The organism is Parvibaculum sp., assembly GCF_030694575.1.
Lineage (GTDB): Bacteria > Pseudomonadota > Alphaproteobacteria > Parvibaculales > Parvibaculaceae > Parvibaculum.
Map to the genome: position 1 here is coordinate 15639 of NZ_JAUYUS010000059.1, position 22592 is coordinate 38230.

Here is a 22592-nt window from a genome sequence, read left to right on the forward strand (position 1 = left end):
CTCGGTTCAGTCGGCGCGGCGGAGATAGGTGACTTCGTTCGTGTCGACCACGATGCGCTCGCCGGTCGTGATGAACGGCGGCACCATCACGCGGACGCCGTTTTCCAGAAGCGCCGGCTTGTAGGAGCTGGTGGCTGTCTGGCCTTTTACGGTCGGTTCGGTTTCGGTGATTTCGAGCACCACCTGATCGGGAAGGGAAATGCCCAGCGCCTTGCCCTCGTGGCTTTCCACGGTCACCTTCATACCGTCCTGCAGGAAGGCGGCGCGGTCGCCGACCCATTCCTTCGACAGCTCGATCTGCTCGTAGGTCTCATTGTCCATGAAGGTCAGCATCCCGTCATTCTCGTAGAGATACTGATAGTCCTTCTGTTCGAGGCGCACGCGCTCGACGGTTTCCGCGGAGCGGAAGCGTTCGTTGAGCTTGCGGCCGTCGACCAGGTTTTTCAGCTCCACCTGCGCGAAGGCGCCGCCCTTTCCGGGCTTTACATGCTGCACCTTGACTGCCGCCCAGAGGCCGCCCTCATGCTCGATGACGTTGCCGGGGCGGATTTCGTTGCCGTTGATCTTCATGGGACGCTCAGTTGTGGGAATGGAATGGAGCAAGGCGGCCTCACATGGAGGCCGTAACCGGCGCTCTGATAACATCATGCGCTGCCAATGCACAGAGCAATTCCGTCCTGCGCGGCGCGTGGCCGCCTCCAGCGGCCGCTCAGTTTGCGGCGGCCGGGGCAGGACTTTCCCCGCCCGCCTCCCATTTTTTGATATCCGCTTCAACCTTGGCGCGGATTTCCGGCGTTATTTCCGGCTCCATGGCGTTCCGCAGGGTGTCGTCCTCGAGGCCGCCCCGTTCCGCCAGCGAAAGCCAGAGGAAAGCCGCGGCAATGTCGCGCGCCACGCCCTGCCCAAGGAAATAGAGGCGGGCCAGCCGATCCTGGGCGAGGGGATCGCCGCGCATCGCCGCCTCGGCAAACCACTTCGCTGCCAGCGTATCGTTGCGTTCCACTCCCTCCCCGTTGAGATAGGCGAAAGCGAGCGATGTCTGGGCGCCGGGAACGCCCTTTTCCGCCGCGGCGGCGAAACGGCGGGCCGCCTTGGCGGCGTTCTTTTCCACCGCGATACCGTCCTGAAACATCAAACCGAGCTGATAGGCCGCCTGCGGCTGGCCCTGGTCGGCGGCGAGGGTAAAAAGCCGCGCTGCTTCGGCGAGGTCTTCACGCTTGCCCCGTCCGGCGGCATAGAGTGTGCCGAGATAGTACTGGGCGTTGGCGTTGCCGCTCCTGGCGGCGCTTTCGAACAGGCTTGCGGCCTTGTTAATGTCTTTCGGCCCGCCGTGCCCGGTCGTGTACATCATGCCGAGTTCAGCCTGGGCGGCCAGGTGACCCTGATCTGCTGCCGCGGCAAAATGCTTGCGGGCGGCCTCGGGGCTGGCGCTTTCGATTTGCCCGTATTCCATCAGCATGCCGAGCGCGTATTGGGCGCCGGCATCGCCTTGCGCAGCCGCTTTCCCGAACCATTTGGCCGCCTCTTCGGGATTGGCCGTTACGCCTTCGCCATTATTGTAGATCGAGCCGAGCATAAGTTGCGCCGTGACGTTGCCCTTTTCGGCAAGCGGCGTCGCGGCGAGGCGGGCCGCTTCATATTTTCCTTCCCGGTAGGCGGCGAGCGCGGGCGCCATTGGGCCGTCGGCGGGCTTTTCTTGCTCCGCGCGGGGCGAAGGAGCGTTCTGCGCTACGACGGGCAGGGACGCGGCAAGCCCCGCCACCGTGGCAAGCGAGAGCGCAAAAGCAATGTGCCTCATCTGTTTGCGCTTTCCTCGACCATGACCACGTTCAGCGCCCGTACTGCCGCCGCCGGTCCATCCGCATAGGCCCAGACGCCCGACGAGACCGCAAGAAAATCGGCTCCGGCGCGGACGAGGGGTGCGGCGTTGGCCACGGTGATACCTCCGATTGCGACGCAAGGCAGGATGAACAGGTTCGACCACCATGTCAGGATTTCAGGTTCGGCCTTACTTATAGGCGTTTTTGTGTCGGTTTCGTAAAAGGCCCCGAAAGCCACATAGTCAGCACCTGCTTCTCCCGCTTCCATCGCGAGGTGCCGCGATGCATGACAGGTGACGCCGACGACCCGGTCCGATCCCACAAGCTTGCGGGCTTCCTTGCAGGTCATGTCGCCTTGTCCGACATGGACGCCGTCCGCGCCGAGTTCGGCGGCGAGATCGGCGCGGTCGTTAATGATGAAGGCGACATCACGCTCTTGCGCGATCGGCATCAGGACTTCGGCCGCGCGGCGGACATCGTCGGCAGTGGGCGGTGTTTCATTGTCGCCCTTCAACCGCAGCTGCAGGGAGGCTACGTCGCCGGCATCGAGCGCGGCTTTCAAGGTATCGGCAAACGCCCGCGGCTCGATACGCGGCGGCGTTATGAGATAGAGGCGGCAGGCGGGGCGCTGATCTGATTGGTCTGACATGGGCGTGTTTTAGCTTGATGCGGTCCAAAAACAAAACGCCCCGCTCGAGGAGAGCGGGGCGTCTGCAAGATGTGAAATATCGGCTTCAGGCGGCCTTTTCCAGCGCGCTCTTCCAGTCGCCAAGCGCCGCCAGCCCGTTCATCTTCGCGCGATGCAGGAATGCCTTCTGGCCGGCCGGAACATTCTCGGGCTTGCCGCTCCATGCTTTCAGCGGGGCTGCCTGCAATGCGCGACCATAGGAGAAGGACATCTTCCAGGGGAAGCCGCCGATGGCATTCATCGCGTTCAGATGCGCTGTCGCGTCCTCGTCCGACTGGCCGCCGGAGAGGAAGACGATGCCCGGAATGGCGGCGGGAACGGTGCGCTTGAAGCAGGCGATCGTCTTTTCCGCCACTTCTTCGACACCGGCCTGCTTGCCGCACTTCTTGCCGGAAATCACCATGTTCGGCTTCAGGATCGTGCCTTCGAGATTTACCCGGTGTGCGCCGAGCCGGTCGAAGAGGATGCGCAGCGTTTCCTCGGTTACATCGAAGCAGCGGTCGACATCGTGGCCGCCATCCATGAGGACTTCCGGTTCCACGATCGGGACGATCTTCGCCTGCTGGCAGAGCGCCGCATAGCGGGCGAGCGCTTCGGCATTGGCCTCGAGGCAGGTCCGCGTCGGGATGCCGCCGGCGATGTCGATTACCGCACGCCACTTCGCGAAGCGTGCGCCGAGATCGTAATATTCCGCAAGCCGTTCGCCGAGGCCGTCTAGGCCTTCGGTGATTTTTTCGCCCGGAAAGCCCGGCATGTCCTTCGCACCGGCATCGACCTTGATGCCCGGGATCGCACCGGCCTTTTTAATAAGGTCGACGAGCGGCGTACCGTCCTTCGCCTTCTGGCGGATCGTCTCGTCGTAGAGGATCACGCCGGAGATATATTTCTGCATCGCTTCGTCGGTGCGGAAAAGCATTTCGCGATAGTCGCGGCGGGTATCCGCCGTCGATTCCACGTTGATGCCGTCGAAGCGCTTCTTGATCGTGCCGGAGCTTTCGTCGGCGGCCAGAATGCCTTTGCCCGGCGCAACCATCGCCTGTGCAATCGATTCAAGCGTCTCAGTCATGTGTCTACCCTCTTGATCCCAGTCTTAATGCGGTTATCCGCGGCTCAACGCCGCGACACCCGGCAGTTCAACGCCTTCCAGCCATTCGAGAAATGCGCCGCCTGCGGCGGAAACATATGTGAAATCCTCGGCGGCCCCCGCTTCGTTGAGGGCGGCCACCGTATCGCCGCCGCCGCCGACGGAAATCAGTTCGCCCTGCTTGCTGCGCATTGCGACGATCCGCGCGGCGGCCACCGTACCCCGGTCGAATGGGGGGATTTCGAAGGCGCCGAGCGGTCCGTTCCAGACCACGGTGCTTGCCGTTTCGAAGCGCGCCGCCAGATGCGCCAGCGTACCCTCGCCGACATCGAGGATCATTTCATCCTCCGGCACTTCGTCCACGGAGACGGTTCTTGCCGAAGCGCCTGCTTTCAGCTCCTTCGCAACCACGACATCCGTCGGCAAAACGATGTCGCAATGCGCGGCGCGGGCGTTGGCCATGATGTGGCGCGCGGTATCGAACAGATCCGGCTCGCAAAGCGACTTGCCGACCTTCTTGCCCTGAGCGGCAAGGAAGGTGTTCGCCATGCCGCCGCCGATGACCAGCGCGTCGACCTTTTTTACGAGGTTGCCGAGCAGCGAAATCTTGGTCGATATCTTCGCGCCGCCGACAATGGCGACCACCGGGCGCTTCGGGTTGCCCAAGGCCGCGTCGAGCGCGGCGAGTTCCGCTTCCATGGCTCGACCGGCATAGGAGGGCAGAAAATGCGTAATGCCTTCGGTCGAGCCGTGCGCCCTGTGGGCGCAGGAAAAAGCGTCGTTGACGTAAACATTGCCGTTTTTTGCCAACGTCTTGGCAAATTCGGGATCGTTGTTTTCTTCACCCGCATGAAAGCGCGTGTTTTCGAGAACAAGAATGGTCCCCGGCTGCATGGCGCCGACGGCTTTCGAGGCCACCTCTCCAACGCAATCTTCGGCGAAGCCGACCTTGCTGCCGACAACGCCGCTCAAGGCCTCGGCAATCGGCCTAAGAGAATATTTGGCTTCCGGCGCACCCTTGGGGCGTCCGAAATGAGAGAGCACGATTACGCGGGCTCCCTTGCCGGCCAGTTCCTTCAGGGTCGGTGCGACGCGCTCGAGGCGCGTCGCATCCGAAACCTTGCCGTCCTGCACGGGCACGTTGAGGTCTGCGCGGATGAGAATCCGGAGACCGTCCAGGCCGACGGCGGCGAAGAGATCGTCTAGCGTCTTGTAGTCGGCCATGAACGCACGCGGCTCCGGTCAGAGAAGCTTGCCCATGGCGACAGCGGTGTCGCCCATACGGTTCGAGAAGCCCCACTCATTGTCGTACCAGCTCAGCACGCGCACGAGCTTGCCGTCGATCACCTGGGTCTGCGTCAGATCGAAGGTGGAAGAGGCGGGGTTGTGGTTGAAGTCGATCGAGACATTCGGCTCGTTCGTCGTCGCGAGGATGCCTTTCAGCGGGCCCTTCGCTGCGGCGATGATGGCGGCGTTCACTTCTTCTGCCGTGGTCTTCTTCTTGGACGTGAAGACGAGGTCGATCACCGAGACGTTCGGGGTCGGCACGCGGATCGAGGTGCCGTCGAGCTTGCCCTGCAGTTCCGGCAGCACGAGGCCGACGGCCTTGGCGGCGCCTGTCGAGGTCGGGATCATGGAGACGGCGGCGGCGCGGGCGCGGCGCGGGTCCTTGTGGAGCGTGTCCACCGTGTTCTGGTCGCCGGTGTAGGCGTGGATCGTCGTCATGTAGCCCTGCTCGATGCCGCAGGCCTTGTGCAGCACCTGCGCAACAGGCGCGAGGCAGTTCGTGGTGCAGGATGCGTTCGAGACCACCTTGTGGCTCTTCTTCAGGGACTGGTGGTTCACGCCGTAGACCACGGTCAGGTCCGCCTCTTCGCCGGGGGCGGAGATCAGTACTTTTTTGGCGCCCGCTGTCAGGTGTGCGGCTGCCTTTTCCCGGGCGGTGAAGAGACCCGTGCATTCGAGCGCGATGTCGACACCGAGTTCCTTCCAGGGGAGCTTCGAGGGATCGCGTTCGGCCAGCACCTTGATGGGGCCGCGGCCAAGATCCATGGTCGCCTTCGTCGTCTTGATCTTGCCGGGGAAACGGCCGTGCACGCTGTCGTATTTCAGCAGGAGGGCGTTCGCATCTACAGAGCCGAGGTCGTTGATGGCGACGACTTCGATGTCCTTACGGCCGGACTCCGCGATAGCGCGGAGCACCAGGCGCCCGATCCGACCGAATCCGTTAATCGCAACGCGGACAGCCATTCTTCTTTCTCCTGAGCGTGAGTTAGGACTTTTCCTCGAGGCGCGCCTTTGCCGCAGCCACGGCTGCCTCGGGTGTAATGTTGAAGTGCTTGTAGAGTTCCGGGGCCGGTGCGGAGGCACCGAAGCCGGTCATGCCGATAAAGTCGCCGTCGGCACCGATATATCGGTCCCAGCCGTAGCGGACTGCCGCTTCGATCGCGATTTTCACGGTGTCCTCGCCGAGTATCTCCTTTTGGAAATCCGACGATTGCCGGTCGAAAAGATCGAGGCAGGGCATGGAGACGACGCGGGCGGGAATGCCTTCCTTCTCCAGCATCTTCTGCGCGGCAACGGCAATTTCGACTTCGGAGCCGGTCGCCAGCAGAGAGACTTTCGCCTTCGAGGAAGCAGGTACCAGTTCATAGGCGCCACGGGCGCAGAGATTCTTTTCGGAATTCTCTGTGCGTACGGCAGGCAGGTTCTGGCGCGACAGAGCGAGGATCGACGGCGCATCCTTCGATTCCAGCGCAAGTTGCCAGCATTCGAGCGTTTCCACGGCGTCCGCCGGGCGGAAAACGAGCAGGTTGGGCATGGCGCGCAGGCTTGCCAGATGTTCGACCGGCTGGTGCGTGGGGCCGTCCTCACCGAGACCGATGCTGTCATGCGTCATCACATAGATGACGCGCTGGCCCATCAGTGCCGAGAGGCGGATCGCGGGGCGGCAGTAGTCGGTGAAGACGAGGAAGGTGCCTGAATAGGGGATGAAGCCCTTGTGGAGCGCCAGTCCGTTCATGGCTGCCGCCATGCCGTGTTCGCGGATACCGTAATGAATGAACGAACCCGAGAAATCCTCGGCCGTTACCGCCTGCTGACCCTTCGAACGCGTGTTGTTGGAGCCAGTCAGGTCCGCCGAGCCGCCGATCGTGTCGGGCAGGACCGAATTGATGATGTTGAGCGCTTCCTCGGAGGATTTGCGAGTCGCCCATTTCGGCTTTTCAGCGACGAGCTTTTCCTTGAAGGCGGCGATGGCCTTGCCGAGATCGGCAGGCAGATCGCCCGCGATGCGGCGCTCGAAATCGATCCGCGTCTCTGCCGGAAGTGCAGCCAGCTGCTCTTCCCAGTTCTTGCGCGCCTTCACATTGCGAAGGCCCGCGATACGCCAGGCATCCAGCGTCTCGTTCGGAATGACGAAGGGTTCAGCGTTCCAGTGCAGCGTTTCGCGCGCGAGCACGATCTCGTCGTCGCCGAGAGGCGAGCCGTGGGACGAGGACTTGCCCCGCTTGTTCGGCGCGCCGTAACCGATAACGGTTCGGCAGGCGATCAGGCTCGGCCGGTCGGATTTTTGTGCCTTCTCAATGGCTGCCGCGATTTCCGCCGGATTGTGGCCGTCGATGCGAGTTGCGTTCCAGCCTGCCGCTTCGAAGCGCTTGAGAGCATCGCCCGACTCGGAAAGCGACAGCGCGCCGTCGATGGTGATCTCATTGTCATCGTAAAGGACGATGAGCCTGGAAAGCTTCAGGTGACCGGCAAGACCGATGGCCTCGTGGCTCACGCCTTCCATGAGGTCGCCATCCGAAGCGAGCACATAAGTAAAGTGATCGACGATTTTCTCGCCGAAGCGGGCGGCGAGCAGGCGCTCGGCCAGCGCCATGCCGACGGCGGTCGAAATGCCCTGGCCGAGAGGGCCGGTGGTCGTTTCCACACCCGCAGCGTGGCCATATTCCGGATGGCCGGCGGTAATGGATCCGAGCTGGCGGAAATTCTTGATCTGCTCGATCGTCATGTCCTCGTAGCCGAGCAGATAGTTGACGGCGTAGAGCAGCATGGATCCGTGGCCGGCGGAGAGGACGAAGCGGTCACGGTCCGGCCAGTTCGGCTGGCGCGGATCGATCTTGAGGAATTTCGTGAAAAGAACGGTCGCGATGTCGGCCGCGCCCATCGGCATACCGGGATGCCCGGAATTGGCCTTCTGAACCGCGTCCATAGCTAGGGCGCGGATGGCGTTCGCCATGGCGTCATGGGATGCACCGGGCGCCTTGTCGGCGGTTGCGGCTGTTTTTGCCTTCTCGGCGAGGGCGGATTTGTCAGTTGGCGTCATGTGTCACTCTATAGCCCAGACGGGCGCTGAGCGGGCAGGAGATCGCGGGTCGTCCGCGCCGGGGCGAAAGCCGCTCTGTGGCTCAAATCGGGCCCTCCCGAGAGCGGCGCCACAATGACCACGGGACCCCCGGGAGTCAATGCCGGAATAGCTGCCCGGAAGCCGTTTTCGCGCATCTCCGATTGCGGTTTCGCAAGTTCCGCGCCGGTTGGCGAAAAGGCCCACAACAGGCGGCGTTGACCTTATTTCATGCGCGCGCCTATCTTGGCGCAGAGAGGTCGCCCGGTCGCCGGGGCGGCGACGGGTGGCCGCGACAAAAGAGCGCCGGAAAAAGCATGAGCAAACTCGATTCGTCCATGGACCGCTTTTCGAGCGCGCTGGACAGGCTGGAAGCGACGATCAACCGGCAGGTTTTGCGGGCGCAGGCGGCCAAGCGGCTGCAGGAAGAAGTCGATACGCTGAAGGAGGACCGGGCGGAACTCGCCCAGGAACTCGATCAGTTGAAGTCGGAAGCGCGGCGGCTCAACGAACTCAATGAACGCGCGTCGGAGACGCTTGCAGACGCCATCGAGGGTATTCGCGAAGTCCTCGCCGAAGGCTGAAACAAGCCCGGCTGGAAAGGGTAAAGTCATGGGACAGGTCAAGGTCTCGATTAACGATCGTTCCTACTCCGTTGCCTGCGGCGATGGCGAGGAAGGCCATGTGCGGGAACTTGCAGCCCATTTGAACAGGCACGTCACCAGCCTTGCCCAGGAAGTCGGACAGGTGGGCGATGCGCGGCTCCTGCTGATGGCGGGGCTCCTCATCGCCGATGAACTCTCCGATGCGCTTCAGAAAACGAAGCTTCTGGAGCAGGAGATCGAAACCATGTCGGGCACCAGGGCTTCGGCACAGGAGCGGACGCGGGAAGCCGAGGATTCGCTTGCCGAGGTACTCGATACCGCGGCGAGGCGCATCGAAGATCTGGCCAAACGCATAGAGGCCGCGTGATACCCGCCAATCGGTCTTCTGACGGGGCGGCCTTGACCTGCATGGGCATTGGACCACATAGAATAGCTACGGGTTCTGCCCGGCGCGTTAGGAACACATACTCTCGGGGCCTTACGGTCCTCAAGGGAGCTGTCCCTGAGGGAGACTGTGGTCTTCTTCATACGGCGCCCACCTACGTTAGTAGGTCTCCGGGGAACGAAGTTCCGACGGCCGTGGCGGACCCACTTGTTCTTCCTCCCCTTTCCGGTTGTGCCGCATGAATGCGGAAGCAAAGCAACTCGCGCGGCGGGCGGCGCTGGAGCGGCGGAACGTGGCGCAGGCAAGGTTGGGCACGGCGGCGCCTGCCCTTATAGCGAAGCATTTTCTCGGGGCTTTCCTGCTTCCGGGAGGGAGTTGCATTGCAGGCTATATCGCCATCTCAAGCGAGCCGGACCCCGCCGAACTGATACGGCGCCTTTCGGCCAACGGGCATGTGTGTGCCCTTCCGCGCGTCGCGTCACGGAATGCACCGCTCGTTTTCCACCGCTGGCGGCCAGGCAATGCGCTGTTGCCCGGTGCTCACGGCACGCGGGAGCCGCAGCCGGATGCGCCTCTGTGCCGCCCCGACATCGTGCTCGTGCCGCTTCTTGCTTTCGACAATGCTGGCCGCCGCCTCGGTTATGGTGGCGGTTACTACGACAGGACGCTGGCGGCGCTTCGTGCGGACGGCAAGGGTGTCATCGCCGTTGGGGTTGCCTTTTCCGCGCAGGAAGCTCAAGACCTCCCCGAAGAGGAATTCGATGAACGGCTCGACTGGGTCGTGACGGAAAAGGGTGCGCGCTCGTTCAACGCGGCACCGGCCGGAGGCTGGACATGAAGCTGCTGTTCATGGGCGATATCGTCGGGCGAAGCGGACGCGACGCGCTCGTCGCGGAGCTGCCGGTATTGCGGCGCGAGCTCGGTCTCGATTTCGTCGTCATCAACGGCGAAAACGCCGCCGGTGGTTTCGGCATTACGGCGGCGATCTGCGACGATATTTTCGATGCGGGTGCCGATGTCATCACGCTCGGCAATCATTCATGGGATCAGCGCGAGGCGCTCGTCCATATCGAGCGGGAGCCGCGCCTCATCCGTCCGGTGAATTATCCGGCGGGGACGCCCGGGCGCGGCGCGACCTTGGTGGAAGCGGCGTCCGGAGCGCGTGTGCTGGTGGTCAACGCGCTTGGCCGCGTGTTCATGGAGGCACTCGATTGTCCTTTCGATGCCGTAGAAAGGCAGATCGCTGCCTGTCCTCTCGGCGAAGGCGCGGATGCAATCATCATCGACATGCATGCCGAGGCGACTTCGGAGAAAATGGCGATGGGGCATTTTTGCGACGGGCGCGTCTCGCTTGTCGTCGGTACCCATAGCCACGTCCCGACCGCGGATGCGCAAGTGCTTCCGGGCGGCACCGCCTACCAAACGGATGCAGGCATGTGCGGCGACTACAATTCCGTGATCGGAATGGAGAAAGACGAGCCGCTCAATCGTTTCATTACCCGCATTCCGAGCGGGCGGTTTCAGCCCGCGCTTGGCCCCGCAACGCTCTGCGGCGTCTTCGTCGAAACCGATGCAAAGGGGCTCGCGGTACGTATTGAGCCGGTGCGTATCGGCGGACGGCTCAAGCAGGTCCTGCCGGAGGTCTGACAGTCATGCGGATTGTGCTTGCCGGAAATTATAACGAGAAGCGCGCGGGGACGAATTATTACGCGACCGTCCGCAAGCTCGGTAACGGTCTCGTGCGCAACGGCCATCACGTAATGACTTTCAGCGATCGCGATGTGTCGCGCGAGGTGCATCGCTGGGGCATCGGACGTGGCGGAGACCGTCATGCCAACAAGCGCCTTGTCGAACTCTGCGACAATTTTCAGCCCGAACTCCTTATACTTTTCCACGCGGACAAGGTGTCGAACGATACGGTGCGTGAAATACGGGGGATGCTACCGGGTCTGCGTGTCGCGGTCGTCAATCTCGATCCGATTTTTCTTCCCGAGAATCCGCCGCGCATCCGGCGTTTTGCCGAAGTGGCGGACGTCACCTTCATCACCACAGCCGGTGAGCGGCTGAAGGAATTCGCCACGCCCACTCACGGCATGGCGTTCATTCCGAATCCGGCCGATCCGTCCATCGAAACACTGAAATGTTTTGAGCGGGACGATCAGCCGTTCGATTTTCTCTGCACCATCGGCACTGAGCTCACGACGCCCTGGCGGGGACGGATGATGCGCGACATCGAGGCCCGCGTGCCGGAGGCGCGTTACTCATTCCATGGACTTGAGGGCCGGCCTTATCTGCAGGGTCACGACTATATGGATGCAATCGCCTCCGCGCGGATGGGGCTCAATCTCAGCCGGGCGGACGATCACTATCTCTATTCGTCGGACCGCTTCGCGCAATATGCGGGCAATGGGCTCCTCGTCTTCGTCGCGCGTTCGACCGGCTATGACGAGATTTTTTCAGACGAGGAATTCGTTTTCTTCCGCGATCTCGATGATCTCGCGGAAAGGCTTCGGTATTTCCTCAAGAACGACGGCGAACGCCAGCGCGTCGCGCGAAACGGCTATGAGCGTTATCACGCGTTTTTCAGCGAGCGTCTTGTCGCCCGTTATGTCGAGGAGGTCGTCATGGGGCGGCCGCTCTCGGAAGATTACGCCTGGCCGACCGAAGTTCACGGCTGAAACCCAAAAAGCATCGCCCCGTCCTTGCGCAGCCGAGGTGGGTGGAGGCGGCGGGGACGGGGCGGCTTTGCCTCCGCATGAGTAGCGTCGGCGGGCCGGTCGCGGACTGGGCAGGGCCGCGGGCCGGACTACTGCAAACGTCTCCGGTGTTGTGGGGGAGGTTGGGCGACCTCCGTTGTTCCGGCGACAGGCGCAGTTTGCGTACGAATCATTAAACACACGTTAAACGAGTATATGAAATTATAAAACACGTTATGCGTGTGTCCGGTTGTGTGGGCCGTGGCTCTGGATTTTGGCGGGGGCGGCTTCTATAAAGGCGCCGAATTTCAGCACGTTATCCGACAGGGCGTTTGGAGGCGGAATGGCCGGCCACTCACAATTCAAGAACATCATGTACCGCAAAGGCGCTCAGGATAAGAAGCGCTCCAAGCTGTTCGCCAAGCTGGCCAAGGAAATCACCGTCGCGGCCAAAATGGGCCTCCCCGACCCCGAGTACAATCCGAGGTTGCGGGCCGCGATCCAGGCCGCGCGCGTCGAGAACATGCCCAAAGACAATATCGAGCGTGCGATCAAGAAAAGCACCGATCAGGGCGGCGAGAACTACGAGGAAGTGCGCTATGAGGGATTTGGGCCCGGCGGCATCGGCGTCATCGTCGAAACCCTGACCGACAACCGCAACCGGACCGCCGGCGAAGTGCGCTCCATCTTCACGAAAAACGGCGGCAATCTTGGCGAGACGGGTGCCGTATCCTTCATGTTCGACCGGCTCGGCCTGATCGAATATCCGGCGGAGGCGGCCAGCGCCGACGGGATGCTCGAAGCGGCAATCGACGCCGGTGCCGACGATTGCCAGTCGGGCGACGCTGGTCATGAGCTCTACTGCGCTCCGGATGCGTTGCATGAAGTGGCGCAGGCGCTTGAGACGAAATTCGGCGAACCGCGCGCCGCCCGCATCGTCTGGAAACCGCAGAACACCATCGCACTCGACGATGAAAAGGCAGAGACCGTCCTCAAGATGCTCGAAGCGCTGGACGACAACGACGATGTGCAGCAGGTTTATGCGAACTTCGAGATGTCCGATTCGCTCATGGAGAAGATGTCCGCCTGAGGCACCGTCCGGACATTACGCTCCTTCAGCCGGACATGACTGAACCCGACGGGCCGGTCCCTCTTGCGCAGGGGCAGGTGCCGGTCTGGAGGACCATCCCGCTCATGCCGGTATCGCTCATATATCTCGGCATCGACCCCGGCCTCGTCGCGACTGGATGGGGGGTGATCGGGATTTCGGGCTCGACGCTCAGACACATCGCCAACGGCACGATTACCTCGAATGCGCGGCTGAGCCTTGCCGAACGCCTGGTTCAGATCGAAGCGGGGCTGATGCGGGTCATCGAAGATCATGCGCCGGACGCTGCAGCGGTCGAACAGGCTTTCGTCGCGCGGGACGCGGCGGCGGCGCTCAAGCTCGGGCAGGCGCGTGCCATTGCGCTTCTTGTGTCGGCGCGTGCCGGTCTCGCGGTTGCGGAGTATGCCCCCAATCATGTGAAGAAATCGGTGGTCGGCGCCGGTCATGCCGACAAGGGGCAAATTCGTCTCATGGTCGAGATGCTGCTGCCGGGTGCCAAGCCCGGGAGCGAACATGCGGCCGATGCGCTCGCGCTGGCAATCTGTCACGCCCATTCCGGTGCGGCCAACGAACGCATCGCGGCGGCGCTGCTTCGCGCCGGAGCTGCGCGATGATCGGAAAGCTGAAAGGCGTCGTCGATTCGACGGGAGAAGACTGGGTCGTCGTCGATGTCGGTGGCGTCGGATATCACGTCACCTGTTCGAGCCGCACATTGCGGAACCTTCCGGCTCCGGGCGGCGCCGTGACGCTTTCCATCGAAACCAAGGTGAGCGACGAGGCGATCCGGCTCATCGGATTCACGAGCGATGGCGAGCGCGAATGGTTTCGCCTCCTGCTCGCGGTTCAAGGTGTCGGTACTCGCGTGGCGCTTGGGGTGCTTGGCACACTGACGCCGGCCGACCTCGCCCGCGCCATTGCACTCGACGACAAGAAGGCCGTTTCCGCCGCGCCCGGTGTTGGGCCAAAGGTTGCTGCGCGCATCGTCACGGAACTCAAAGACAAGGTGCCAGAAGGGGCGGGGCTCGTTTCCGCACTCGACGGCCCGGCGGGCGATGCTTCCGCTTCGCCAGCACCCGAGCCGGTGCGCGACGCGGTCTCCGCTCTCGTCAACCTCGGTTATCCGCAGGCGCAGGCCATGGGTGCTGTGGCGTCGGCGGCGAAGCGACTCGATGAAGCGGCGAGCGCTGAGCAGTTGATCCGGCACGGACTGAAGGAGCTTGCCCGATGACGGACCGTCTCGTCGGCGCGGCGAAGCGCGAGGAAGACGATCTGGAGCGGTCGCTCCGGCCGCAAGTTCTTTCCGATTTCGTAGGACAGGCGCGGGCGCGGGAAAATCTCGCTGTTTTCATTGAGGCTGCGCGGACGAGAGGTGAGGCGCTCGATCATGTGCTCTTTGCCGGTCCACCCGGGCTCGGCAAGACGACGTTGGCGCAGATCGTCGCGCGGGAGCTCGGTGTAAATTTCCGTGCGACCTCCGGCCCGGTGATTTCCCGGGCGGGAGACCTTGCCGCGCTGTTGACCAATCTTGAGCCACGAGACGTGCTGTTTATCGACGAGATTCACCGGCTCGCGCCCGCCGTCGAGGAAATTCTCTATCCGGCGATGGAAGACTTCCAACTCGATCTCATTATCGGCGAAGGTCCCGGTGCACGCTCCGTCCGCATTGAGCTTGCGCCTTTCACGCTGATCGGCGCGACGACGCGAACCGGCCTCCTGACGACGCCCTTGCGGGATCGTTTCGGCATTCCCGTACGGCTCCATTTTTACGAAGTGGCCGAGCTGGAAAGCATTGTCAGCCGCGGTGCGCGGGTGCTCGGTGTTTCCATGACGTCGGATGGTGCACATGAAATTGCTCGCCGCGCGCGCGGTACGCCGCGCGTGGCCGGACGGCTTCTCCGCCGCGTGCGAGATTTCGCGTCTGTGGAGGGCGTGCGGTCTATCGATGCAAAGGCCGCAGACAAGGCGCTCCAGAGGCTGGAAGTCGATGAACTCGGTCTCGATGCCCTCGATCACCGTTACCTGCGCTGTATTGCGGTCAGCTTTGCAGGCGGGCCCGTGGGCGTCGAGACGATTGCCGCATCGCTCTCTGAGCCACGAGATGCGATCGAGGAGATTATCGAGCCCTATCTGATCCAGCAGGGGCTGGTGAACCGCACGCCGCGCGGGCGCATGCTCACGCCGGCGGCCTTTGCCCATATCGGCGTGGCAATGCCGACCGGTCGAGCGGGCGATACCGGCCAGACCCGTCTTTTCGAAGATGGCGAGGAGAACGACGCGGAATGAGCGATTGGCCCGATCTTGCAGGCCGGATCGAAGGGCAGGTGCACAAACTGCCGATCCGCGTCTATTACGAGGATACAGACTTTTCGGGCATCGTTTACCACGCCAATTATCTCCGGTTTGCTGAACGGGGAAGGTCGGATTTCCTTCGTCTCGCCGGTGTTCATCACACCGACCTGTTCGAGGGCGAGGATCCGGTTGCATTCGCCATTCACCGGATGGAGATCGATTTCCTGAAGCCTGCCCGCATCGACGACCGCCTTGAGGTTCATACGCGCTATGTCCGGGCGAGTGGTGCGCGCATCGAAGCCGAACAGGAGATCATGCGGCTGGCCGGCGAGGATGTCCCGGAACCGATTTGGCGTGCCCGCGTCCTTGCGGCCGTTCTGGACGGGGCTGGCCGGCCGCGCCGCTTACCGGTGTCGGTTCGCGATGCCCTGGCACCCCTCGTGGTGCAACCCGATCGGCGGCCGGATGGCTAACGGATCGTCAGCATGCTGCTGTGCCCGGCCGGCAACACCGTCTCGCTAACCTCTTGAGCTGGCGTCACGAATCCCAAGCAGCGCCACGGTAATGACATAATTCGCAGACTAACTTCGGCCTCAATTTGGGGGCACACATGCAACAGTGGGGCGCAACGGGTAGGACCCCGGCTGCGGAAGCCGCGCCTGTCATGTGCCGCTCCCTGCATTGAGTTCGAGAGCACGGAGAGGCAACTAAATGGATCCCGTCACCACCGCCCAGGTGATTACCGAAACCACGGTCGATGCCGTCCCGCTGGATTTCTCCATCTGGGGCTTGTTCCTGCGCGCCGACATCGTTGTCAAGCTCGTGATGATGGGGCTGCTCTTCGCCTCCGTCTGGTCATGGGCCATCATTTTCGACAAGTGGTGGCGCTTCGCGCGTGTCGAACGCCGGGCCGACCAGTTCGAGCGTATCTTCTGGTCCGGCCGCTCGCTTGATGACCTCTACCAGGAAATGGGCCATCGCCCGCAACATCCGCTCTCGGCCCTCTTCATCGCGGCGATGCGGGAATGGCGCCGCTCGCAGGACGTGGTCGCGAGTTCCTTCGTGGGCCTCAAGGAACGGGTCGACAAGGTGATGCAGGTCACCATCAGCCGAGAGATGATGAATCTCGAAAGCAGGCTCCTCTTTCTCGCGACCGTCGGATCGGTCGCTCCGTTCATCGGCCTGTTCGGAACGGTATGGGGCATCATGAATTCGTTCCAGTCGATTGCGATCAGCCGCGACACCAATCTCGCTGTGGTGGCGCCTGGCATCGCGGAAGCGCTGTTTGCGACGGCGCTCGGCCTCGTTGCCGCTATACCCGCTGTCGTCGCCTACAACCGTTTCTCCAACCAGACCTCCCGCATCGGCCAGCGGATGGAGAGTTTCGCGGATGAGTTTTCCGCAATCCTCTCGCGGCAGCTCGACGAGCGGAGCTGATCCATGGCGATGTCCGTCGGAGGAAAGGGAACGGGCCGGGGGCGCTATACGCGTCAACCCATGGCCGAAATCAACGTGACGCCCGTCGTCGACGTGATGCTCGTGCTGCTTATCGTTTTCATGGTGGCGGCGCCTCTGCTCACGGTGGGCGTGCCGGTCGATCTGCCGAAAACGCAAGCGGCGCCCATCTCGGGCGACAACGAACCGCTCACGATCACGATCAACGGCAAGGGCGAAATTTTTGTCCAGGAAACGCTGGTGGAAGCCGATGCCCTCGTGCAGCAGCTTTTGGCCATCGCCGAGAATGGTTACGAGCAGCGCATCTTTGTGCGCGCGGACAGCTCGATCAGTTATGGGCAGGTCATGGACGTGATGGGTCGCATCAGCTCATCGGGTTTTTCGAAAGTCGGTCTCGTGACGGAGACGGACACCGCACCGGCAAAGAAGCCGGGCGCCAACTAAGCGGCGAGAATGCGTAATTCGGTACTTCTCTCGGCCGCGGCACATGTTGTGATCGTGGCGCTTGCGCTTGTGGCGTTCCCCTCGCCTGAGGAACTGCCCTCGGTGCAGACGCGTGCGCTGCCGGTCGAGCTCGTGACGATCGACGAAGTGACGAACCTGAAACGACTGAAGAAGGTGGAAAAGCCGAAACCGGTCGAGGAACCGGAACCGCCGAAGCCGGTGGAAAAGGAAAAGCCGAAGCCGGAGCCGAAACCGCAGCCGGCGCCCACGCCGCCTCCACCGCCTGAGGAAAAGGTCGAACCTATTCCGGACAAGGCGGTCGAGAAGAAAGAGCCGCCGAAGCCGGTGGAAAAGAAGGTCGAAAAGCCGAAGCCGCCCCAGAAGCAGCCGGAGCCGAAGAAGACTTTCGATCCGAATCAGATTGCCGCTTTGCTCGACAAGACACCCGATAGCTCGTCGAAACCGCAGCCCCAGCAACAATCCGAACAGGAATTCGATACTCCTGTTACGGATGACCCGGCGGCGAAGCTGACGATGAGCGAGATCGATGCCTTCAAGGTGCAGATGCAGCGCTGTTGGAGCGTTCCTGCCGGCGCGCCGGAACCTATTGTTGTCATGATCCGCGTTTATCTTGCTCAGGACGGGTCGCTCGCGTCTCCGCCGGAGTTGATGGACAAGACGAAGCTGGTGACGGGCGGAAGCTATTACAGGGCTGCGGCGGATTCCGCGTTGCGCGCGATCCGGCTTTGCCAGCCTTTCAAGATGCCCGCGGACAAGTATACGAGTTGGCGCGAAATTGAATTGAAGTTCGATCCAAGGGAAATGATGGGCGGTTAGGCTCACTCCGGGAGAAGAAGCAATGATTGACATTCGTATAGTTCGAAGCGGAATGGCGGTTCGCAGCCTCATCGCAAAATTTCTTCTGCCTCTCGTAATGGCGGCGGCCTTCGCGGTGCCTGCGCGGGCGGCGCTGCAGATCGACATTACCCAGGGCAATGTCGATCCGCTTCCGATCGCGATTACCGACTTTCTCGGCGCGGAAGGGCAAGAGGGGAAGGTCGGTGCCGACATATCTTCGGTCATCAGCAACAATCTCGAGCGTTCGGGGCTCTTCCGTCCGCTGCCCAAGGCGTCCTTCATCGAGAAGATATCGGACATCAACGTGCAGCCGCGTTTCGGCGACTGGCGCGTGATCAATTCCCAGGCGCTCGTGACCGGGCAGACGCGGATGGAGGCGGATGGCCGTCTCCGGGTGGAGTTCAGGCTGTGGGACGTGCTCGGCGAGCAGCAGCTGACGGGTCTTCAGTTTTTCACCACGCCTGACAACTGGCGCCGCGTAGCGCATCTCATTTCGGATGCGATCTACAAGCGCCTTACCGGTGAAGACGGTTATTTCGATACACGCATCGTCTATGTCTCCGAGACGGGCCCGAAGAATGCGCGCGTGAAGCGCCTCACGATCATGGATCAGGACGGGCATAACCCGCGCATGCTGACACGCGGCAACGAACTCGTGCTGACGCCGCGCTTCAGCCCGAACTCGCAGGAAATCACCTATCTTGCCTACCGGAACAACCAGCCCCGCGTCTACGTGCTGGACATCGAAACGGGGCAGCAGGAAGTGGTCGGCGAATTTCCCGGCATGACCTTCGCCCCGCGCTTTTCCCCGGACGGGCAGCGGATCATCATGAGCCTGCAACGCGGCGGGAATTCCGACATCTACACAATGGACCTGCGCAGCCGGCAGGTGGTGCGTCTCACCAACACGGCGGCGATCGACACCGCGCCGAGCTATTCGCCGGACGGGCGGCAGGTGACGTTCGAATCCGACCGCGGCGGCTCGCAGCAGATCTACGTCATGGACGCCGGGGGCTCGAATCAGCGCCGCATCAGCTTCGGCCAGGGCAGTTATGCAACGCCGGTCTGGTCGCCGCGCGGCGACCTCATTGCCTTTACCAAGATAACCGGCGGCCGCTTCGTTATCGGTGTCATGCGGCCGGACGGGACGGGCGAACGCATCCTGACCGAGGGCTATCACAATGAAGGCCCCACTTGGGCCCCGAACGGCCGGGTCCTGATGTTCTTCCGCGAAACGCGGGGTGCGCAGGGCGGTCCGGGGCTCTGGTCGGTCGACGTCACCGGCTATAACGAGCGACCGGTGCCTGCGCCGACTTTCGCATCCGATCCGGCTTGGTCTCCCCGGATCCAGTAACGGGGAAAATATTCGGGTTTCCCGATTGCCTGCCGCTTCGTCGGTTGATGTAAAAATGTCACGGAAGCTTGCCTGAAAAGGGCAACGATAGCGTTGCTAGTTGTCTATTACTCGGGGGTGTGACTAATATCGTGTTGCGGTACAGCAACCTCCAGCGTCGGCCAATTGCGGGCGACGTGTTCCGAGACCGGAACGATCCGGGTTCGGGAAAGTTTTATGCACGGCGACGCCTTCGGGGTAATCGGGAAGTGCCCGGTTTTACTGCGGAGGCCGCACGTGCGAGAGTGTCAAATCAATTGAGCGCTGAGGCGCCATGGCCGCTGAGATCAAAAGGAGATCACCCGAATGAAGTCCCCGAATGCTGGCCTGCGGTTTGCCGCTGTGGCTGCTGCTTTTCTGATGTTGGCCGCGTGCAGCTCGACCGACGATTCTGCCAACGCCAATCCGTCTTCGTCTTCCTCTGGCCAGATCGCGCCGGGCTCGCAGGAAGACCTGGTTGCCAATGTCGGCGACCGCGTGTTCTTCGACACGGACAAGTCGTCGCTGAGCGACGAGGCCCGTGCGACCCTGCAGCGTCAGGCTGCGTGGATGCAGCTTTACCCGAACCTGACCTTCACGCTTGAAGGTCATGCCGACGAGCGCGGTACCCGCGAGTACAACCTTGCGCTGGGTGGCCGTCGTGCCAACTCCGCGAAGGATTACCTCGTGAGCCTCGGCGTCAACGGCGGCCGTCTCAACACCGTGTCCTACGGCAAAGAGCGTCCCGTCTGCCTCGACTCCAACGAGAATTGCTGGGCCCAGAACCGTCGCGCTGTGACGGTGGTTGCTTCCGGCGCCGCGAGCTAAAGCGGTTCTGACGAACTCGGTTCGTTTGACGACGAAAGCGCCCTTCCGCCGTTCGCGGAAGGGCGTTTTTTGTGCCAAAAGGCGGCCCCAATTTGGTCGCACTTGCACTTAAGATAGCGTCTCGATTTGAAATTCGAACGGGAGGTTCGATTGCGGCACGATCGTCGCCAACCCAAATTCGCCCTTGTCGTTGCTGCGCTCGGCCTGCCGCTTCTGGTCGCGGGCTCGGCTATCGCTCAGTCGGGTGATACCGACCTGCGGTCGATCGGCAACCGGCTTGATCGCATCGAGCGGGAAATTTCGGACATCCAGCGCCAGACCTATAGCGGTGGCGGCGGTTCCGGCGCGCCGACCGCCCTTGGCAGCGGCGCCAATTCCGCCGACCTGCAGTCGCGGCTCGTGGAGCTGGAGGACCAGGTGCGCGCCCTGACGGGCCGTCTCGAAGAGGCGAACCACCGCGCCGAACAAGCGGCCCGGGAACTCCAGACATTCAAGGCGGACGTGGAATTGCGGTTCCAGGACCTGCAGGGCGGCGCTGCTTCCGCGCCGGCCGGTGGGGATAGCGTCGCGCCCGCGCCGGCCGGAGGCACTCTCGGTACCGCGCCTGCCGATCAAGCATCGGCCGGGGGCGGAGCGACGCCGGCGCAGTCGGTTCTGCCCAGCGGTACGCCGCAGACGCAGTATGATTTCGCGATCGATCTGATGAAGCGCGGTCAATATCCGCAGGCGCGCAATGCCTTCCTCGAATTCCTGCAGCTTCACCCGAAGCATGAATTGGCTGGTAATGCCCAATATTGGCTGGGCGAGACCTATTACGCCGAGAACAACTACAAACAGGCGGGCGATGCCTTTCTCACCGGCTATACGACTTATGCGTCGAGCAGCAAGGCACCGGACAGCCTTCTCAAGCTCGGCATGAGCCTCGCCGCTCTCGGCAACAGCGATGCGGCGTGCACGGTCTGGGGTGAACTCGGCTCGCGTTTTCCGCAGGCGTCGCCATCTATCGTCGCCCGCGCGAAGCTTGAGCGCCAAAAGGCGGGCTGCTGACCCGCGTGACGCCGCTATAGAAGGGAAGGGGACATGACCGCGCAGGATGAAACCGCGCGCTCGGCGTCTCGTCCCGTCTCCGCGGCCGAATTCGCTACCCGTCTCGCGTCCTTCAAACCTTCCAGGACGATCGCCATCGCCTTCTCCGGCGGCCCGGACTCGCTTGCTTTGCTCGTTCTCGCCGCGCAGTGGGCGAAGAAGCGTAAGGGCACGAGGCTTGTTGCCCTCACCGTCGACCACGGGCTTCGTGCCGCTTCGGCTAAAGAAGCGCGTGTCGCCGCGCGTCTTTCGCGCACGCTTGGTATCGCCCATCGCATTCTCCGGTGGCAGGGAGATAAACCCGCCAGCGGCGTTCAGGCAGCGGCGCGGGAGGCGCGTTATGCGCTTCTCCTCGCTGCGTGCCGTGCATCCGAGGCGGGCGATCTTCTCGTGGCGCATCATCTGGAAGATCAAGCGGAAACTTTTCTGTTGCGGCTTGCGCGAGGCAGCGGTGTCGATGGTCTTGCGGCCATGCCGCCGTCGCGCCCGCTCGCCGAAGATGAGTCGCAGGTCCGGCTTCTCCGCCCGCTTCTCGATCTGCCCCGTTCGCGGCTTCTCGCGACTGTCGCGCAGGCAGGCCTGGTCCCGATCGAAGATCCGAGCAATGAAAACGAGCGCTTCGACCGGGTGAAAGCTCGCAAGATGCTCGGGCTTCTGGCACCCCTCGGCCTCGATGCGGCTCGCCTCGCCCGCACGGCGGCGCATATGGCGCGCGCCCGCGCGGCACTTGAGGAGCAGACTTCGGCCCTGCTTCAGGCGTATGCCAAGCTCTCGCCTTTCGGGCATGTGGAGATGGACATGGCAGCGCTTGCCGGCGCGCCTGCCGAAATCGGCCTGCGCGTTCTCGCGGCCCTGGCGCGTATCGTCGGCGGCGGTGCGTATGGACCGCGCATGGAGGCGCTGGAGAGTGTCCATGCCGCTATCGCGGCCGGCGCGCTCGAGCGGGGGCGGACGCTCCACGGCGTGAAATTCGCGACCTTGCGCGGTTGTCTCGTGGTGACGCGGGAATTCGCCGGCGCACAGAAGGCGCCGCCGCTTGTCCTGAAAGCAGGCGGCGGGGGGGTATGGGATGGCCGTTTCAATGTCCAGCTTCTGAAGGCGCGCCGGGGCATGCAATATGAGGTAGGTGCCCTTGGCCCTGCCGGGCTGGCGGCATTGAAGGAGGCTGGCATTGTGCTTCCGGAAGGGCAACGGACTGCTCTTTTGGCCCTGCCTGGCCTTTGGCGGGAGGGCAGGTTGGCGGGTGCGCCTCATTTGGGGACGCTCGACCCGATCGTCGTGGTGCAAGCGTCTTTTCGCCGCGTACCGTTCATCAACCCCCAAGATAAGCCGGATCGGGCCTGAATGCCGCCGCAAGACAGGCCATGGGCACTTGGTAAACCTTTCTCTGCTCACTATGTTCTTCTAGATTAGAAACGGTCGAGAAGCGGGGGCAAGCTGGCACGCACCCTGCAAAGCGATACCTGTCCTCAGGTGAGAAAAGGTAAGAACCTTGTCCAATTTCAAGAATTTTGCTGTGTGGGTGCTGG

The 22592-nt window shown here is 62.7% G+C and carries 24 protein-coding genes and 1 other RNA gene; 18 read left to right on the forward strand and 7 right to left on the reverse strand.

Annotated features, from left to right (window positions below; genetic code table 11):
- Positions 1 to 6: 6 nt before the first annotated feature.
- The 7 genes from efp to tkt all read right to left on the reverse strand — a co-directional run bounded on the left by efp (position 7) and on the right by tkt (position 7832).
- Entirely contained in the window at positions 7 to 570 is a 564-nt protein-coding gene (efp, locus tag Q8S60_RS09130; RefSeq protein ID WP_305326109.1) for an elongation factor P, read from the reverse strand.
- A gap of 139 nt (positions 571 to 709) precedes the next feature.
- A complete protein-coding gene (locus tag Q8S60_RS09135; protein WP_305326108.1) occupies positions 710 to 1798 on the reverse strand; it encodes a tetratricopeptide repeat protein in 1089 nt (362 codons plus the stop codon).
- Positions 1795 to 2469 (reverse strand): thiamine phosphate synthase, encoded by a 675-nt coding sequence (gene thiE, locus Q8S60_RS09140; RefSeq protein ID WP_305326107.1) that lies wholly within the window; start codon positions 2467 to 2469, stop codon positions 1795 to 1797. The genes Q8S60_RS09135 and thiE overlap by 4 nt, the downstream gene beginning before the upstream one ends.
- 85 nt (positions 2470 to 2554) lie before the next feature.
- Positions 2555 to 3574 (reverse strand): class I fructose-bisphosphate aldolase, encoded by a 1020-nt coding sequence (locus Q8S60_RS09145; RefSeq protein WP_305326106.1) that lies wholly within the window; start codon positions 3572 to 3574, stop codon positions 2555 to 2557.
- Between the two features lie 33 nt (positions 3575 to 3607).
- Positions 3608 to 4816, reverse strand: coding sequence for a phosphoglycerate kinase (gene pgk, locus Q8S60_RS09150; protein WP_305326105.1), 1209 nt, complete (start codon positions 4814 to 4816; stop codon positions 3608 to 3610).
- Between the two features lie 18 nt (positions 4817 to 4834).
- Positions 4835 to 5842 carry a type I glyceraldehyde-3-phosphate dehydrogenase gene (gap, locus tag Q8S60_RS09155; RefSeq protein ID WP_305326104.1) on the reverse strand — a complete coding sequence of 336 codons (1008 nt, stop codon included), beginning with the start codon at positions 5840 to 5842 and terminating at the stop codon, positions 4835 to 4837.
- 22 nt (positions 5843 to 5864) lie between these two features.
- Positions 5865 to 7832, reverse strand: a complete 1968-nt coding sequence (tkt, locus tag Q8S60_RS09160; RefSeq protein WP_305326154.1) for a transketolase — start codon at positions 7830 to 7832, stop codon at positions 5865 to 5867.
- Positions 7833 to 8254: 422 nt separating this feature from the next.
- Between tkt and Q8S60_RS09165 the strand changes: the two genes are divergently transcribed.
- The 18 genes from Q8S60_RS09165 to tilS all read left to right on the forward strand — a co-directional run bounded on the left by Q8S60_RS09165 (position 8255) and on the right by tilS (position 22407).
- On the forward strand, positions 8255 to 8521 hold the full coding sequence (locus Q8S60_RS09165) for a DUF4164 family protein (protein ID WP_305326103.1): 267 nt from the start codon (positions 8255 to 8257) through the stop codon (positions 8519 to 8521).
- Between the two features lie 28 nt (positions 8522 to 8549).
- Positions 8550 to 8909: a cell division protein ZapA gene (locus Q8S60_RS09170; protein ID WP_305326102.1), complete on the forward strand. Its 360-nt coding sequence runs from the start codon at positions 8550 to 8552 to the stop codon at positions 8907 to 8909.
- A gap of 69 nt (positions 8910 to 8978) precedes the next feature.
- A non-coding RNA gene (gene ssrS / locus Q8S60_RS09175) (6S RNA) lies at positions 8979 to 9135 on the forward strand.
- A 30-nt stretch (positions 9136 to 9165) separates the two neighbouring features.
- Positions 9166 to 9765: a 5-formyltetrahydrofolate cyclo-ligase gene (locus Q8S60_RS09180; protein WP_305326101.1), complete on the forward strand. Its 600-nt coding sequence runs from the start codon at positions 9166 to 9168 to the stop codon at positions 9763 to 9765.
- On the forward strand, positions 9762 to 10574 hold the full coding sequence (locus tag Q8S60_RS09185) for a TIGR00282 family metallophosphoesterase (RefSeq protein WP_305326100.1): 813 nt from the start codon (positions 9762 to 9764) through the stop codon (positions 10572 to 10574). The genes Q8S60_RS09180 and Q8S60_RS09185 overlap by 4 nt, the downstream gene beginning before the upstream one ends.
- 5 nt (positions 10575 to 10579) lie before the next feature.
- Entirely contained in the window at positions 10580 to 11605 is a 1026-nt protein-coding gene (locus Q8S60_RS09190; RefSeq protein WP_305668488.1) for a glycosyltransferase, read from the forward strand.
- Positions 11606 to 11966: 361 nt separating this feature from the next.
- A complete protein-coding gene (locus Q8S60_RS09195) occupies positions 11967 to 12713 on the forward strand; it encodes a YebC/PmpR family DNA-binding transcriptional regulator (protein ID WP_305326098.1) in 747 nt (248 codons plus the stop codon).
- Between the two features lie 104 nt (positions 12714 to 12817).
- Positions 12818 to 13345 (forward strand): crossover junction endodeoxyribonuclease RuvC, encoded by a 528-nt coding sequence (gene ruvC / locus Q8S60_RS09200; RefSeq protein ID WP_305326153.1) that lies wholly within the window; start codon positions 12818 to 12820, stop codon positions 13343 to 13345.
- Positions 13342 to 13959 (forward strand): Holliday junction branch migration protein RuvA, encoded by a 618-nt coding sequence (gene ruvA / locus Q8S60_RS09205; RefSeq protein ID WP_305326097.1) that lies wholly within the window; start codon positions 13342 to 13344, stop codon positions 13957 to 13959. The genes ruvC and ruvA overlap by 4 nt, the downstream gene beginning before the upstream one ends.
- Positions 13956 to 15014 carry a Holliday junction branch migration DNA helicase RuvB gene (gene ruvB, locus Q8S60_RS09210; protein WP_305326096.1) on the forward strand — a complete coding sequence of 353 codons (1059 nt, stop codon included), beginning with the start codon at positions 13956 to 13958 and terminating at the stop codon, positions 15012 to 15014. Before ruvA ends, ruvB begins: the two co-directional genes overlap by 4 nt.
- Complete coding sequence (locus Q8S60_RS09215) at positions 15011 to 15493, forward strand: YbgC/FadM family acyl-CoA thioesterase (protein ID WP_305326095.1); 483 nt, start codon at positions 15011 to 15013, stop codon at positions 15491 to 15493. The genes ruvB and Q8S60_RS09215 overlap by 4 nt, the downstream gene beginning before the upstream one ends.
- 238 nt (positions 15494 to 15731) lie before the next feature.
- A complete protein-coding gene (gene tolQ / locus Q8S60_RS09220; protein WP_305326094.1) occupies positions 15732 to 16457 on the forward strand; it encodes a protein TolQ in 726 nt (241 codons plus the stop codon).
- 3 nt (positions 16458 to 16460) lie between these two features.
- A complete protein-coding gene (gene tolR, locus Q8S60_RS09225) occupies positions 16461 to 16919 on the forward strand; it encodes a protein TolR (RefSeq protein WP_305326093.1) in 459 nt (152 codons plus the stop codon).
- 9 nt (positions 16920 to 16928) lie between these two features.
- Positions 16929 to 17756: a cell envelope integrity protein TolA gene (locus tag Q8S60_RS09230; RefSeq protein WP_305326092.1), complete on the forward strand. Its 828-nt coding sequence runs from the start codon at positions 16929 to 16931 to the stop codon at positions 17754 to 17756.
- A 52-nt stretch (positions 17757 to 17808) separates the two neighbouring features.
- On the forward strand, positions 17809 to 19131 hold the full coding sequence (tolB, locus tag Q8S60_RS09235; RefSeq protein ID WP_305326152.1) for a Tol-Pal system beta propeller repeat protein TolB: 1323 nt from the start codon (positions 17809 to 17811) through the stop codon (positions 19129 to 19131).
- A gap of 345 nt (positions 19132 to 19476) precedes the next feature.
- Complete coding sequence (gene pal / locus Q8S60_RS09240; protein WP_305326091.1) at positions 19477 to 19977, forward strand: peptidoglycan-associated lipoprotein Pal; 501 nt, start codon at positions 19477 to 19479, stop codon at positions 19975 to 19977.
- Positions 19978 to 20127: 150 nt separating this feature from the next.
- Positions 20128 to 21024 carry a tol-pal system protein YbgF gene (ybgF, locus tag Q8S60_RS09245; protein ID WP_305326090.1) on the forward strand — a complete coding sequence of 299 codons (897 nt, stop codon included), beginning with the start codon at positions 20128 to 20130 and terminating at the stop codon, positions 21022 to 21024.
- Between the two features lie 33 nt (positions 21025 to 21057).
- Positions 21058 to 22407, forward strand: coding sequence for a tRNA lysidine(34) synthetase TilS (tilS, locus tag Q8S60_RS09250; protein WP_305326089.1), 1350 nt, complete (start codon positions 21058 to 21060; stop codon positions 22405 to 22407).
- Positions 22408 to 22592 lie beyond the last annotated feature (185 nt).

What these genes read in the sequence shown, in the direction of transcription:
- Q8S60_RS09195 (WP_305326098.1), top strand. Translation starts at nt 11,967, where the DNA reads ATGGCCGGCCACTCACAATTCAAGAACATCATGTACCGCAAAGGCGCT.
- Q8S60_RS09215 (WP_305326095.1), top strand. Translation starts at nt 15,011, where the DNA reads ATGAGCGATTGGCCCGATCTTGCAGGCCGGATCGAAGGGCAGGTGCAC.
- ruvB (WP_305326096.1), top strand. Translation starts at nt 13,956, where the DNA reads ATGACGGACCGTCTCGTCGGCGCGGCGAAGCGCGAGGAAGACGATCTG.
- Q8S60_RS09190 (WP_305668488.1), top strand. Translation starts at nt 10,580, where the DNA reads ATGCGGATTGTGCTTGCCGGAAATTATAACGAGAAGCGCGCGGGGACG.
- tkt (WP_305326154.1), bottom strand. Translation starts at nt 7,832, where the DNA reads ATGGCGAACGCCATCCGCGCCCTAGCTATGGACGCGGTTCAGAAGGCC.
- thiE (WP_305326107.1), bottom strand. Translation starts at nt 2,469, where the DNA reads ATGTCAGACCAATCAGATCAGCGCCCCGCCTGCCGCCTCTATCTCATA.
- ruvA (WP_305326097.1), top strand. Translation starts at nt 13,342, where the DNA reads ATGATCGGAAAGCTGAAAGGCGTCGTCGATTCGACGGGAGAAGACTGG.
- pal (WP_305326091.1), top strand. Translation starts at nt 19,477, where the DNA reads ATGAAGTCCCCGAATGCTGGCCTGCGGTTTGCCGCTGTGGCTGCTGCT.
- pgk (WP_305326105.1), bottom strand. Translation starts at nt 4,816, where the DNA reads ATGGCCGACTACAAGACGCTAGACGATCTCTTCGCCGCCGTCGGCCTG.
- gap (WP_305326104.1), bottom strand. Translation starts at nt 5,842, where the DNA reads ATGGCTGTCCGCGTTGCGATTAACGGATTCGGTCGGATCGGGCGCCTG.
- tilS (WP_305326089.1), top strand. Translation starts at nt 21,058, where the DNA reads ATGACCGCGCAGGATGAAACCGCGCGCTCGGCGTCTCGTCCCGTCTCC.
- Q8S60_RS09180 (WP_305326101.1), top strand. Translation starts at nt 9,166, where the DNA reads ATGAATGCGGAAGCAAAGCAACTCGCGCGGCGGGCGGCGCTGGAGCGG.
- Q8S60_RS09230 (WP_305326092.1), top strand. Translation starts at nt 16,929, where the DNA reads ATGCGTAATTCGGTACTTCTCTCGGCCGCGGCACATGTTGTGATCGTG.
- Q8S60_RS09165 (WP_305326103.1), top strand. Translation starts at nt 8,255, where the DNA reads ATGAGCAAACTCGATTCGTCCATGGACCGCTTTTCGAGCGCGCTGGAC.
- ruvC (WP_305326153.1), top strand. Translation starts at nt 12,818, where the DNA reads ATGCCGGTATCGCTCATATATCTCGGCATCGACCCCGGCCTCGTCGCG.
- efp (WP_305326109.1), bottom strand. Translation starts at nt 570, where the DNA reads ATGAAGATCAACGGCAACGAAATCCGCCCCGGCAACGTCATCGAGCAT.
- tolB (WP_305326152.1), top strand. Translation starts at nt 17,809, where the DNA reads ATGGCGGTTCGCAGCCTCATCGCAAAATTTCTTCTGCCTCTCGTAATG.
- Q8S60_RS09145 (WP_305326106.1), bottom strand. Translation starts at nt 3,574, where the DNA reads ATGACTGAGACGCTTGAATCGATTGCACAGGCGATGGTTGCGCCGGGC.
- Q8S60_RS09185 (WP_305326100.1), top strand. Translation starts at nt 9,762, where the DNA reads ATGAAGCTGCTGTTCATGGGCGATATCGTCGGGCGAAGCGGACGCGAC.
- tolR (WP_305326093.1), top strand. Translation starts at nt 16,461, where the DNA reads ATGGCGATGTCCGTCGGAGGAAAGGGAACGGGCCGGGGGCGCTATACG.
- Q8S60_RS09135 (WP_305326108.1), bottom strand. Translation starts at nt 1,798, where the DNA reads ATGAGGCACATTGCTTTTGCGCTCTCGCTTGCCACGGTGGCGGGGCTT.
- Q8S60_RS09170 (WP_305326102.1), top strand. Translation starts at nt 8,550, where the DNA reads ATGGGACAGGTCAAGGTCTCGATTAACGATCGTTCCTACTCCGTTGCC.
- tolQ (WP_305326094.1), top strand. Translation starts at nt 15,732, where the DNA reads ATGGATCCCGTCACCACCGCCCAGGTGATTACCGAAACCACGGTCGAT.